The organism is Arthrobacter caoxuetaonis, from assembly GCF_023921125.1.
GTDB classification, from domain to species: domain Bacteria; phylum Actinomycetota; class Actinomycetes; order Actinomycetales; family Micrococcaceae; genus Arthrobacter_B; species Arthrobacter_B caoxuetaonis.
The window spans coordinates 2,678,347-2,690,976 of sequence record NZ_CP099466.1 but is presented as its reverse complement, the minus strand read 5'-3'; the positions used below and the strand labels follow the sequence as shown (position 1 = coordinate 2,690,976).

Below are 12,630 nucleotides of genomic sequence, written 5' to 3'. Positions count from 1 at the left end.
CCGTTTTACTCGGCGGAGCCCTCGCGGGCGGCGCGGGCGGCGTCCAGCCGCTGGCGTGCGCCTTCAAGCCAGGACTCGCACCGGGTGGCAAGGGCCTCGCCGCGTTCCCACAGCGCCAGTGATTCTTCGAGGCTTGCCCCGCCGGCCTCCAGACGCGTCACCACGCCAACAAGTTCGTCACGTGCCTGCTCGTAGCTCATGGCCTCGATATCGGCGGGAAGTGCTGCTGCTTCGTTCATGGGTTTCTCCTGGTGGCTCATCGTGGTTCGGAAAATCTCAGGGCTGGTGCGGCCCGGTGGCGACGGCTCCCAGCTCGCCGGACGCCACCCGGATCCGGAGGGCGGACTCCGGCTCCACCGCGGCGGCCTCGCGGACAACGGAACCGTCGGCAAGCTGGACGACGGCGTAGCCGCGGTCCAGCGTTTTCTGCGGTGAGAGGGAGAGGACCTGCGCCCGCAGGTAACTGATCCGGTCGGCGTCGCGCCGTACCTCGGCGCGCATCGCGGAGAAGGCCCGGTCGCGGAGCCGGGAGACGTCATCGGCACGGGTAGCCAGCATGGTCTGCGGAGCGGAAAGCACCGGACGGGTGCGGATGTGCATGAGCCGGTCTGCCTCACGGCTGAGCATCAGTTCCATGATCCGCCGCAGCTGCGAACGGGCTGTTCCAATCCGGGCCAGTTCCTCGCCGACGTCGGGCACGATCCGTTTGGCGGCGTCCGTGGGCGTGGAGGCCCGCAGGTCCGCGACTTCGTCCAGCAGTGGCCGGTCGGCTTCATGGCCGATGGCGCTGACCACCGGAGTCTGCGCCGCGGCAACCGCCCGGACCAGGTCCTCATGGCTGAACGGCAGCAGATCTTCCAGGGAGCCGCCGCCGCGGGCGATGACGATGACGTCCACTTCGGGCATGGCATCGAGCGCGGCGAGGGCACGGCTGACCTCTGCTACGGCGTTCACGCCCTGGACGGCCACTTCCCGCACCTCGAATTCAACGGCAGGCCAGCGGAGGGCAGCATTGCGCATGACATCTTTCATGGCATCCGAGTTTCGCCCGGTGATCAGGCCGATCCGGCCGGGCAGCAGCGGCAGGCGCTTCTTGCGGGAGGCAGCGAACAGCCCTTCGGCTGCCAGGGCCTGCCGCAGCCGTTCGATGCGTGCCAGCAGGTCGCCGAGGCCGACGGGACGGATCTCCCGGGTCTGCATGGACAGGCGGCCGGTCTTCATCCAAAAATCCGGTTTGATGTGCGCGACGACGCGGGCACCCCGTTCGAGCGGGAGCTCCAGCCGGTTCATGACCGTTCCCCACACTGTGAGCGAGAGCGAGACCTCGGCGTCGACGTCGCGAAGCGTGATGTAGGAGGCGTTCGCGCGCCGGTTCAGTTCGATGACCTGGCCTTCGACCCACGCTGCGGGGGCCCGGTCGATGTAGGCCTTCAGGTTCTTCGACAGCAGGGCCAGCGGCCACGGATTCTCCGGCGACGTGAGGGCAGCGGTGGGTGCCAGCGCGGTCCCTGCATCGGCAGCGCCAGGGTCCTGGGGGCCTGTCTCATCCTGCAATTCGAGCTCCTGGTCATCTCATCGGGAGGTGCCGCGGCGGAACCGTCCCTGGGTTAATGTCTATCAGGTGCCGGGGACACGGCTGGCCGCGGACCCGGCACTCAGGCGCCGGCAAGCCTTCTGCCGGTACTTTAGGGAAGGCCGACAACGGCTGATGGTGGAAGAAAAGCGGGGAAGAATGCGTAGTTTTGCTTCGGCACTCCTGGTCGTGGCGGCAGTGCTGCTGGCAGGGACAGCAGCATGCGGGGCCTGGCTCGCGCAGCATGTGGTCTCAGGCCCGGGATTCGCTTCCCTGGCCCAGCCGCTTGGAGAGGATCAGGCGTTCCAGGCTGAGCTCTCTGCCGCAGTTGCCGACCAGGCCGGCCAGGCCGCCACGGACGGACTGCCCGAGGGGATGGCGTCTTTCGTGGAGCCCATTGTTGAGCGCATCGTTTCCGGGATCCAGCAGGACCCGGGCTATCCCGATGCCTGGACGGCGACCCTTGAAAACTCACACGCCGAGACCTTCGACACCGGTGTCCCCACCCTCGACATCGGTCCGCTGCTGAACCTCGCCACGGCAGGCATCGCCGGGGAAATGGGAACAGAAGCGCCCGACGCCGGTCCCCGCCCGATTGTGGTGTCCAACACCGACCGCAGCGCCGAACTGGCAAACCTGACCCGGTTTGCAGAGTCCTGGCCGCTGTTCACTGCCGCTGCCGCTCTGGCCCTGCTGCTCGGCCTGCTGGCAGCCAGGCGCCGGTCCACAACCCTGGCACTGGCCGGCCTCGGCGCCGTCGCCTTGGGCGTAGTGCTCTGGCTGGCGGCAGGCGCGCTGCCGGGACTCGCCGAAGGCCGGCTCCCGGCCAACCCCGTTGCTTCCACTTTCATCTCGGCGCTCGCTCCGCGGGCTGCCGAAAACTTCCAAGGCTGGCTCGTACCGCTGATGCTGGGTGCCGGGGCACTCGCCGTCGTCGGGCTGATCTTTCGGCTGGTCGCCGGAAGCCGCCGGCAGGTGCGCTGACAGCGGACTTGGACGCATGGGCCCGGGGTCCGTTCCGCGTACCGGCTAGCATGGAGTCATGACCAGCACAGCCGTTTCCGTGCCGATGCCCACCGTGCCCCGCCGCCGCCGCAGCCCCGAAGAGGTTGCTGCTGCCGCGCCGGTTTCCGGTGCGCGCCGGGTCCTGCTCGCAGCCCCGCGCGGCTACTGCGCCGGCGTCGACCGTGCCGTCATCGCCGTCGAGAAGGCACTGGAGGCCTACGGGCCGCCGATCTACGTCCGCAAGCAGATCGTCCACAACCTGCACGTGGTCCACACGCTGGAGGAAAAAGGCGCCATCTTCGTCGATGAAACCGACGAGGTCCCGGAAGGCGCCAGGCTGATCTTCTCCGCACACGGAGTCTCTCCCGCCGTCGTGCAGTCCGCGAAGGACAGGAACCTGCAGACCATCGACGCCACCTGCCCGCTGGTGACCAAGGTCCATAAGGAAGCAGTGCGGTTTGCCCGCGACGACTTCGACATCCTGCTGATCGGACACGAGGGCCACGAGGAAGTTGAAGGCACCTACGGAGAGGCCCCCGAACACACGCAGATTGTGAACGGTCCCGAAGATGTGGACAAGGTGGTGGTCCGTGATCCCAACAAGGTCATTTGGCTGTCCCAGACCACACTGAGCGTGGATGAAGCCATGCATACGGTGAATCTGCTGCGCAAGCGGTTCCCCACCCTGCAGGATCCGCCCAGCGACGACATTTGCTACGCCACCTCCAACCGGCAGGCCGCGATCAAGAAGATCGCCCCCGACGCGGACCTCGTCATTGTGGTCGGTTCCGCGAACTCCTCGAACTCGGTGCGCCTGGTTGAGGTTGCCCTGGAGTACGGTGCCAAGGCCTCTTACCGGGTGGACTTCGCCAATGAGGTGGACGAGTCCTGGTTTGAAGGCGTCTCCACCGTGGGAGTGACCTCCGGCGCTTCGGTGCCGGAGAACCTGGTCCAGGACGTCCTGAACCTGCTGGCCCAGTACGGCTACGGCGACGTCGAGGAAGTCGTCACGGCGGAAGAGGACATCATCTTCTCCCTGCCCAAGGAAATCCGAGCCACCCTCAAGGCCATGGGGGACACCTCCCGCGGACTTGGCGGCCGCCGCTCCTAACTTCGCGGGTGCCCTTCCCGGGCGCCGCGGTGTCCGGTTCGGCTCAGGCGGGCTGCCCCGGTAACATTTACTAACGTGGCTCTTACTATTGGCATCGTCGGCCTGCCCAACGTCGGCAAATCAACCCTGTTCAATGCGCTGACCCGCAACAACGTGCTCGCGGCGAACTATCCGTTCGCCACGATCGAGCCGAATGTCGGCGTCGTCTCCCTGCCGGACCCGCGGCTGGCCAAGCTTGCGGAGATCTTCGGCTCGGCCCGGATCCTGCCCGCAACAGTGTCCTTCGTGGACATCGCCGGCATTGTGAAGGGTGCCTCCGAGGGCGAAGGACTGGGCAACCAGTTCCTGGCGAACATCCGCGAGGCCGAGGCCATTGCCCAGGTCATCCGCGTGTTCGATGATCCCGATGTTGTCCACGTGGACGGCAAGGTTGATCCCCGCTCGGACATGGAGACCATCAACACTGAACTGATCCTCGCGGACCTCCAGACCCTGGAGAAGGCCATTCCGCGCGTGGAGAAGGAAGTGAAGATCAAGAAGCGCGACGCCGCGCAGCTGGCTGCCATGCAGGCCGCCCAGGCCGTGCTGGAACGCGGAGACACCATCTTCTCCTCCGTGGAGAAGGACAAGCTGGACATGGACCAGCTGCGTGAACTGAGCCTGCTCACCGCCAAGCCGTTCATCTACGTGTTCAACGTCGACGACGCCGTCCTGGGCAACCCGGACCGCCAGGCTGAGCTGCGCGAACTCGTTGCTCCCGCCGACGCCATCTTCCTCGATGCCAAGCTTGAAGCCGACCTCGTGGAGCTGGACGAAGAAGAAGCCCGCGAAATGCTCGAAATGAGCGGCCAGGAAGAGTCCGGCCTGGACAAGCTGGCCCGCGTTGGCTTCCACACCCTCGGCCTGCAGACCTACCTCACCGCTGGTCCCAAGGAAACCCGTGCCTGGACCATCCGCAAGGGCGACACCGCGCCCCAGGCGGCCGGCGTCATCCACACCGACTTCCAGCGCGGCTTCATTAAGGCCGAAGTTGTCTCCTTCGAGGATCTGGTTGAAGCCGGTTCCATGGCTGAGGCCAAGGCCCACGGCAAGGTCCGGATTGAAGGCAAGGACTACGTCATGGCCGACGGCGATGTGGTGGAGTTCCGCTTCAACGTCTGAATCGGCCTGTTTCCGCAGGTCAGAGCGTTGCGAGGTCTGGTTAGTCCGCATTTAGTCCGCAAAAAGTTGAGGACGATGTGTCAGAAAAGTGCCCTGACAGCGACCTCACGTGGTCGCGGGGACGGCCCAGTCGGGGAGAGTTGCGGTCGCGATGATCGAGCGCAACTGAGTGCACTTGGCTGTCGTCGATGAGGCCTTGGCCGGTGTGGCTCGATCGCGGGGGTATGACGCACCCGAAATCGCACTCCGCACGGGCAGGCCGGCTCGAGTGGCCAACCGGCGCCATCTGGCGATACGTGACTCGCGGCGCGTCAATGTAAGTTGACTCTGCTGGAAAAGTCAACTAATGTTGACCGCATGACCGATGTTGATCTTGCCTGCATCATTGAGAACACCGATCCCCTTCAAGCGTTGCGCGAAGCAACCGCGCTGCGCCGCCGACTGGAAGGACACGAAGAGGTCCTGGTCCACCGTGCCCGCGTGTCTGGGACCACGTGGGCGCAGATTGCCGAGGCGCTCGGCGTCTCGAAGCAAGCCGTCCACAAGAAGTACGGGGGCCGGCACCTGTTCGGCCGCACGGAGGCATGACGATGATCAACTCGCTCCTTGACGATCTGTCAAGACGAACAGCGCAACGACTCGGCGCTGGACAGCGTGGTGTCGTGGTGGTGGGTGCGCTGCACGGCAGGCAGTCCGCAGTGCACGGCGCAGATCCCGGCACGCAGTTCGAGATCGGTTCCATCACCAAGACGTTCACCGCGCTCGCCTTGGCCCAGCTCGCCGTGCGCGGCGTCGTGGGGCTGGACCAACCCCTGAGCGACCTCCTACCTCGTGACATCACGGCCCCCCAGCGCGGCGGCGAGGTCATCAGGCTGAGGCACCTGGCCTCCCACACTTCTGGGTTACCAAGGCTTCCCAAGGGGACCCTGCCACGGGGCCTGTTGCGAGCAGACCCCTACGCCGGATGCACCGGCGAGCTCCTGATGGACGGGTTGCGGCGCACCCGTTTGCGATCGGTGCCCGGCACCCGCTTCTGCTACTCCAACCTCGGCGCCGGCTTGCTCGGATTCGCCCTGGCACGCCACACCGAGACCGACTACGACTCGCTCGTCCAGGCCGAGATCTGCCGGCATCTGGGCATGACAGACACCCGCGTGGTCCTCGATCTCGAAGGCGCAGCCCGGTTGGCCCCCGGTCACTCCCGCACGGGACGACCACGCCCACCGTGGCACCTGGCCGCCCTCGCCGGTGCCGGCGGCCTTCACTCGACGGTTCCCGACCTGCTCAGGCTCGCGCGGGCCCACCTCGGCCCCGCCCCCGAAGAACTCGCCGAAGCGATCGCTCTCAACCGCACGACCGCGCACCGCATCAACGCACGAGCTGCGATCCATCCCGGCTGGATCGCAGCCAACCTGCCCCGCACCCAGCATCGAGTCATGTTCCACAGTGGCGGCACGGGTGGATATCGCAGCCTGCTGGCTATAGCCCCCGAACACGGCGCCGCAGTCGTGATCCTCAACGCCAACAACCGACCCGTGGATCGTCCCGGCCTCAAGCTGCTCGGGCAGATCATCGACTCCGGACCCGGATTCGGGTCCGATCCCGTCCCGTCCGCCGCCTGACCGACCTGACGTGGGTAGAGAGCTCGGCGAAGTAGCGACCGGTTGCAGTCGGCGGAGTCAGCCAACGGATCCCGCGCATTCACGTGCTCCCGCCCTGCGGCGCACGACTCCGGATGCAACGGATGATCGCCTCAACTAACCGACGCCGATCGTGGGCGGCCGGGGTCAAGCGCAGCCATTTGCACGAGCAAGATCGCCCACAAGTCGACCGGATCTCGGCACGCAAGCGCACCGTCAGCGCATGGTCGAGCGGAGCCCGATGTACGGCACGGTCGGGCGGAACCACTAGGCGGCGGCATACAGGCAACAAAGTCGTGCGGCGGTGCATCTCATGAGGATGATGTCGGGTCGGGCAGGAACGTGTGTCCTCGTGCTATTCGTCAGCGGCGTAGCGCTCAGCGCGTGCAATACGAATGGCAACGAGCAAGAAGAAGCACCGCAACCCCCGCCTCGCACTCCGTCCCCTGCGAACTCCGATGCGGCCGATCGCACGGCGACACCGCGCGCGGTCCCCGCCGCAGTTCCCAGGCTCACCCAGTGTCGCGACGTAGTCGCCCCTACTGGCGGGTTCGGCGAGGGCGACTTCGCCATCAACCCCAGTGAAGGCACCGTCGCCATCCACTTCAGTGACACGCGTGACGGCCGGTACAGGAATGTCGAGTACGTCGTTGACTACCTCACCGACCTGACCTGCCGCACGGAGCCAGAGGTGGCTGCACTGCTCGACCGCCTAAACCCTCCGGGATGGCGTGCCCATCCCTGACGAGCAACATCTGGAGCCCGCAGGACGGACCACAAACGGCTCGACTCCCGCACGACACCGCACGCGCAGCGGCAGATGAGTGTGTTTCCTCTGTAGCCTCGCCGCGTGCAACATGACGCGGTCTGGGCTCGGCGGACGCAACGAGAACTGCGCGACCTGTTGAACCAGTGGGACTCGATCGGCGTGTTCGACCCGGACGATGAGGACGACGGCTCGGGGCCGGTGGATGAGTACGACTGCATCCGCGATCCGCTGATCTCACACCTTCTCCGCGGCGACACTCGGTACGAGATCGCAGGTTTCCTCCGCGACGAACTGACGGATCACCTTGGCCTGGAGCCTTGGCTCGTCACCACCAACGTCATCGACCGAATCTTTGATTGGTGGGAGTCTGTCAAGTAGCGGCATCCGTCCGCTCGTCGGCATGAGAGGTCGACCGTGGAGCCTCGGCGGTCGTCCTCCTCGACTCGGATCTGCGCTGGGGTGGTTGCAGATCCCGTGCAGGTCCGCAGAATGGAGCGGTGCAAGGCAGGGAGCAGCGGCGGGAGCTGCGATCGACTGTCGCGGTCGGCGACGGCCAGGCGCTGGTTGCCCTTCTCCAGGGGACGCCGTGGCCCGAGAACGTGCTGCAGTTGATCGGCGACGGGCTCGGCGCTGCGCTGGCTGGTCGCGTCACAGGTGCCGAGGAGGTCGCTCGCCGGTGCGTGGCGTTGTTGGGTGACCGCGGATGGGAAGGCGACGAGGAGCTCGCGGACGCCCTGGAGTCGCGTCTGCTGTCGGGGCCAATTCGGTTGCTGCGGGCGATACCGGTAGACCTCGATCAGCTCGCAGGCGTGCTCGAGGGCGACCCCGTCGACGGCGGCGGTCGGGTTGATCTCCGCACGGGGGAGGTGTGGCCGCAGCCCGCGATCGAGTATGCGGTCGAGGTTGGCGAGGAGGACGAAGACGACGAAGAGCGTTGGCTCTGGGTGGCGAACCAGGGCTCGCGAACTGCGTATCGAGATATGGAGCTGTTCATCGATACCGTGAGCGACTCGTTCGTCATCGACTCGCTCAGCCGCGCCCTCATCGGACGAGGCTCCTTTCGGCGCTTTAAGGACGAGCTGTCCCGATGGCCGGAACTGCTGGATCAGTGGCTCGCGTACTCCGAGGAGCGACACCTCGGCCGGGCACGGTCGTGGCTGGCCGGCGAGCGCTACACCGTCGCCGTGGCAGCCGCCCGGCCGGGCGGCTAGTTCAACCCGCCGCCGTCGGCTTCCAGTCTGTCCAAATCCGCGTCCGCGTCCCCCGGCGGCCCCCCAGATTGAAATTGGGTACCCAATGTCAACGCTGCCAACCGTGATTGCCGCTCACCAACAGGTCCGATCCACACTGGTGCAAGCCGCTCGTATTGAGAAGGTCGTGGCTCGGTCCGACACGATTGTTCTTCGCCTGTCGAATCGGGTGATGGCAGGTGCGTTGCCCCCGAATTGCCCCCGTTAGAACCAAGGACTACCAACTACGGCCAACGTCGTGAAGCGCATAGCCCCAGGTCAGGCCGCTAGTGCCAACGGTCTCCGCCTACCGCCGTTCACGGGGGACAGGTTCCGCTTCAACGTCTAGGTTTCAAACGGTTGCTTGAGGGGCCCGGGATGCTGATCGCATCCCGGGCCTTCCTCCTACCCGAGACCCATGGCATCCGACCGCAGGGAGGGTTACCCTGATGCCGGTGGCCCCGCCACCGAATGCGCTTCCACGTGAAGACCACGTGAATCATCGCGGAGAGGCCTGGTTCCCCAGGACACGTCCCGATGGAGTGCGGCGCACTGATGCGCCAGCTTCATTGCACCGACGCCGCGGCGTCGGCTGACGAAAGGACGCGAGATGTCATCGAAAGACGAGAAGAACCTGGCCCAGGTCGTGGACAAGATCGCGGGTATGGATGAGCCGCAGTGCGGGCTGATGCAACGGGTGCATGACGTCATCATGGACGCGGCCCCGGGTCTCAAACCACGTATCTGGTACGGCATGCCCGCGTATGCCGCGTCCGCCGGGTCCCCGGCGCTGCTCACCCTGCGCAATGATGAACGCCTGAATCTGGCGGTCACCGAAAAGGCGCAGTTCCGCCCCGCCGGCGGCCCGGACGGCACGCTTATGCCTGCCGCCTGGTATTTCGAAACCATCGACGCCGAAACGGAAAAGCGCATCGCTGAGATCGTCCGGTCAGTTCTCGACTGAGCCGGGTCCCGCCCTCCGCCGGCGTCGTTACGGCACGGAGCGCCGTCGGCGGTGGGCTGGCCGCTGGAGAAGCTGGGTTTCCACGGGAAGGTCGGAGACCTAGAATCGCTCCATGGGCTCCCTGACTTTCAGCTACAACGTCACCCTGGACGGCTGCGTAGACCATCAGGAGGGGATCGCTGACGACCAGACCCACACACATTACACCCGGCTTCTGGACGAGTCCGGTGCCATGCTCTGGGGGCGCACCACGTACGAGTTGATGGAGAGCTACTGGCCACTGGTCGCCCGCGGAGAGGTGGAGGCGCCAGAAGCGATCCGCGAGTGGGCAGTCACCCTGGAAGACAAACCCAAGTACGTAGTGTCCGCGACGCGCAGCGATTTCCCGTGGAACAACAGCCACCGCCTCGAAGGCGACCTGCGCACCGCGGTGCAGGATCTCAAGGACCAGACGCCCGACGGCGTTCTCCTCGGCAGCGGCAAGCTCGCCTCAGCCCTGGACCAGCTGGACCTTATTGATGAGTACAGGTTCCTGGTACACCCCATGATCACCGGGCATGGCCCCACCCTGTATCAGGATCTTCTTTCCAGCACACGCCGTCTGGACCTAATCTCCGCCGACCCAATGAGCAACGGTGCAATCTCCGTGCACTACCGCCGGGCTGACTGAGCTGCCACCCGGCCACAGCGGACCGGATCGCCCACTAATCGGACGGCACGTCCCGGATCAGGTTCCGCCCCGCCATCTGACGTCGCGGAACCGAAGCTGTGAGGATAGGCGACGTGGAACAACCGGCGCCGGCACTATGAGCCTCTAGTCGTTCCACCGCGACGCACTGCCGCCGCTCACCGCCGTCGGAGCGATACTGCGGCCGCTGAAAGCGCCCGGCCTGTGTGGCCCGGATCTTCCCCAGGGCTAAGAACCTGCGTCCTCTCTCCCCGCACGCGTCCACAGCAGGTAGGCCTCGGCCAGCTGGGCCGGTACACCGGGTGCTGCTCCGCGGATCGGGGAGACCTGCGGCCGGGTGATCGTCGCGACGGCGACGATCACGTCCAGTGCGGTGAGGGATTCGCGGACGGCACCGCGGGTCTTGAGCTCGGCCAGCACACCGTTCAGGGCCTCCACAGCGGGCTGCTGGACCTGCGCCAGGGGAGTGGCTTCCAAGGTGTGGGCCGATCCGGCCTGCAGCGCGAGCCCGTCCGTGAGGGCACCCAGCTCCATAGCCGTCAGGCTGGACAGCAGGTCCTCCCACGCTGCAGCGGGATCAGTTTCCACGACGCTTCGAACCTGATCCACCGCCTGGATGATCTGTTCCACCATGTCCTGCACCACAGCCCGGACAAGGTCATCGCGGGACGGGAAGTTGCGGTACAGGGTGGCAATTCCGACGCCGCTGGCCGCCGCCACAGCTTCCAGCGCGACGTCGCCGCCCCGCTGGGCAAAAACGTGCTTGGCGTGCGTGATGATGTTCTGCCTCCGGCGTGCAGCGTCAGCCCTCATCCGAACTCCTTAGATTTGACCTTCAGTCTAAACCGGAGGAATATCGTCCGGTGAAAGAAAGCGGAGGAAGTTCCTCCGCTAAGAAAAAGGATCCCATGACCACCTCCACCCGGGAAACCGGAAGCCACCGCAAGCACGCAGCCATCTGGGCCGGACTGACCGTCGGACTCTCGCTAATCCTGCTGGCGCTCCTGATGCTTTTCATCTCGCCCTCGCTTCTTTCCGGACCGCGTGATCTGGGCCTGGGCATCGTTGGAACACAGGAAGATTCGGACAGGGTCTCCGCGGCTTTGGATGCACAGCAGCCCGGTGCCTTCCTGCTTCAGCCGTACCAGAGTGCCGCTGACCTGCAGCAGGGAGTCCGGGACCGGGAGATTGTGGGCGGGTTGGACTTCTCCGATCCCGAGGATCTGCAGGTCTACGTGGCGAGCGCCGGATCAACCGCAGTCTCCGCCACCGTCAGCAGCGCCGGCGCCACGATGGCCGGCAGCATGGGACAGACAGCAGATGTCATTGATGTTGTCCCGCTTCCCTCCGGGGACCCCACGGGCGTGGGTATTGGCGGCCTGGCCTTCCCTCTGGTCTTCGGCGGCATAGTGCCGGCCGTGGCATTCCGGTCCATGCTGGCCGGGAAGCGCTGGTGGATTTTCGCCGGGCTCACCGGCTTTTCGGTGGCCGGCGGGTTCGTGGTCGCCGCGGTCCTGAAGTACCTGTTCGGCAGTATCGAAGGACCCTTGGTTCCAGTCGCCGCCAGCGTCGCTCTCGGTATCGCGGCACTGGCGCTGCCGCTTGCCGGACTCAACGAATGTTTCGGCACCAAGGGCTTCACCATTGCCGCCATGTCCATGATGTTTGTCGGCAACCCGTTTGCCGGGATTGCGACCGGTGCCCAGTGGCTCCCCGCCGGGGTAGCCATGATCGGCCAGCTTCTGCCGCCCGGTGCCGCCGGCACCCTGGTGCGTGCCGTGGCCTATTTCGACGGTGCCGGGGGAGGGGCCGCTGCGCTGACCCTGGGCGTATGGGTCCTCATGGGGGTCGTGTTGTGGTTCGCCGGCCCGCGTATCAAGGATGCAAAGACCGGGAAAGCAGCCGTGCTCCAGCAGGCCTGATCCGGTTTCGCTCCGGTTTGGGACCGCCCTTCCACTTTTGGTCTTTCCTGCGCGGCGCCGCGCAGGAAAGACCCAAACCGGCAGGCGTGTCCCAAACCGCAGGAGAATGCATCCTGTGCGTCCCGAAAGGGAGCGAAGTCCCAAACCGCAAGGAGAATGCCTGCACCAGGAGCTAGGCCCGGCGGGCCCGTCGCAGCTCGTGCCAGGCAGCGGCGCCCAGTCCCAGCGACCAAAGGCTCCAGAGTTTCTCTGGACGGGACGGGGAGATCGCATTAGTTACCGTCCCCAGAACTGCGACGCCGGTGCAGGCCAGATACACGGCACGCTTCAGGCCCGGGGGAGTGCGGCGGACACAAAGAGCAGCAGCGCCCGCCGCATAGACCAGTGCCGCGGCACCGCTGGCCAGACGCACCCGGTCCGGCAGCCGCGCGTCGTACTTGCCTCCGTAGGAGACCCTGCCCCAGGGTGCTCCCGCAGCCAAACCAGCTTGAAAGGCTGACTGTATTCCCAGCAGGGCCGGGGTAATCCACTTCGTCTCCACGCCGCTATCGAACCAGTGCGGCGGGAC

Annotated in this window: 14 protein-coding genes; 10 read left to right on the top strand and 4 right to left on the bottom strand. The window is 65.9% G+C overall.

Going from position 1 to position 12,630, the window contains the following annotated elements; translation table 11 throughout:
• Nucleotides 1–5 precede the first annotated feature (5 nt).
• Nucleotides 6–239: an exodeoxyribonuclease VII small subunit gene (locus tag NF551_RS12320; RefSeq protein ID WP_423721115.1), complete on the bottom strand. Its 234-nt coding sequence runs from the start codon at nucleotides 237–239 to the stop codon at nucleotides 6–8.
• Between the two features lie 37 nt (nucleotides 240–276).
• Nucleotides 277–1,554: an exodeoxyribonuclease VII large subunit gene (gene xseA, locus NF551_RS12315; RefSeq protein ID WP_423721117.1), complete on the bottom strand. Its 1,278-nt coding sequence runs from the start codon at nucleotides 1,552–1,554 to the stop codon at nucleotides 277–279.
• A 178-nt stretch (nucleotides 1,555–1,732) separates the two neighbouring features.
• Between xseA and NF551_RS12310 the strand changes: the two genes are divergently transcribed.
• The 9 genes from NF551_RS12310 to NF551_RS12270 all read left to right on the top strand — a co-directional run bounded on the left by NF551_RS12310 (nucleotide 1,733) and on the right by NF551_RS12270 (nucleotide 10,122).
• On the top strand, nucleotides 1,733–2,557 hold the full coding sequence (locus NF551_RS12310; protein ID WP_227894388.1) for a hypothetical protein: 825 nt from the start codon (nucleotides 1,733–1,735) through the stop codon (nucleotides 2,555–2,557).
• 58 nt (nucleotides 2,558–2,615) lie between these two features.
• Complete coding sequence (locus tag NF551_RS12305) at nucleotides 2,616–3,689, top strand: 4-hydroxy-3-methylbut-2-enyl diphosphate reductase (RefSeq protein ID WP_227894389.1); 1,074 nt, start codon at nucleotides 2,616–2,618, stop codon at nucleotides 3,687–3,689.
• A 75-nt stretch (nucleotides 3,690–3,764) separates the two neighbouring features.
• Nucleotides 3,765–4,850 (top strand): redox-regulated ATPase YchF, encoded by a 1,086-nt coding sequence (gene ychF, locus NF551_RS12300; RefSeq protein WP_227894390.1) that lies wholly within the window; start codon nucleotides 3,765–3,767, stop codon nucleotides 4,848–4,850.
• Nucleotides 4,851–5,207: 357 nt separating this feature from the next.
• Nucleotides 5,208–5,438 carry a hypothetical protein gene (locus tag NF551_RS12295; protein WP_227894391.1) on the top strand — a complete coding sequence of 77 codons (231 nt, stop codon included), beginning with the start codon at nucleotides 5,208–5,210 and terminating at the stop codon, nucleotides 5,436–5,438.
• Nucleotides 5,435–6,472 (top strand): serine hydrolase domain-containing protein, encoded by a 1,038-nt coding sequence (locus tag NF551_RS12290; protein ID WP_227894392.1) that lies wholly within the window; start codon nucleotides 5,435–5,437, stop codon nucleotides 6,470–6,472. The genes NF551_RS12295 and NF551_RS12290 overlap by 4 nt, the downstream gene beginning before the upstream one ends.
• An 868-nt stretch (nucleotides 6,473–7,340) precedes the next feature.
• The gene (locus NF551_RS12285; protein WP_227894393.1) at nucleotides 7,341–7,637 is read left to right on the top strand and encodes a hypothetical protein; all 297 of its coding nucleotides are present in this window, start codon (nucleotides 7,341–7,343) and stop codon (nucleotides 7,635–7,637) included.
• Nucleotides 7,638–7,756: 119 nt separating this feature from the next.
• Complete coding sequence (locus tag NF551_RS12280) at nucleotides 7,757–8,470, top strand: UPF0158 family protein (protein WP_227894394.1); 714 nt, start codon at nucleotides 7,757–7,759, stop codon at nucleotides 8,468–8,470.
• A 628-nt stretch (nucleotides 8,471–9,098) separates the two neighbouring features.
• Nucleotides 9,099–9,452, top strand: a complete 354-nt coding sequence (locus NF551_RS12275) for a DUF1801 domain-containing protein (RefSeq protein ID WP_227894395.1) — start codon at nucleotides 9,099–9,101, stop codon at nucleotides 9,450–9,452.
• Between the two features lie 112 nt (nucleotides 9,453–9,564).
• Entirely contained in the window at nucleotides 9,565–10,122 is a 558-nt protein-coding gene (locus NF551_RS12270; protein WP_227894396.1) for a dihydrofolate reductase family protein, read from the top strand.
• Between the two features lie 246 nt (nucleotides 10,123–10,368).
• Here the strand turns inward: NF551_RS12270 and NF551_RS12265 are convergent, their stop codons facing one another.
• Nucleotides 10,369–10,953 carry a TetR/AcrR family transcriptional regulator gene (locus NF551_RS12265; RefSeq protein ID WP_227894397.1) on the bottom strand — a complete coding sequence of 195 codons (585 nt, stop codon included), beginning with the start codon at nucleotides 10,951–10,953 and terminating at the stop codon, nucleotides 10,369–10,371.
• 95 nt (nucleotides 10,954–11,048) lie between these two features.
• Between NF551_RS12265 and NF551_RS12260 the strand changes: the two genes are divergently transcribed.
• Nucleotides 11,049–12,062 carry a hypothetical protein gene (locus NF551_RS12260; protein WP_227894398.1) on the top strand — a complete coding sequence of 338 codons (1,014 nt, stop codon included), beginning with the start codon at nucleotides 11,049–11,051 and terminating at the stop codon, nucleotides 12,060–12,062.
• Nucleotides 12,063–12,234: 172 nt separating this feature from the next.
• Here NF551_RS12260 and NF551_RS12255 read toward each other — a convergent pair whose 3' ends face one another.
• Complete coding sequence (locus NF551_RS12255) at nucleotides 12,235–12,603, bottom strand: hypothetical protein (protein ID WP_227894399.1); 369 nt, start codon at nucleotides 12,601–12,603, stop codon at nucleotides 12,235–12,237.
• Nucleotides 12,604–12,630: the final 27 nt, after the last annotated feature.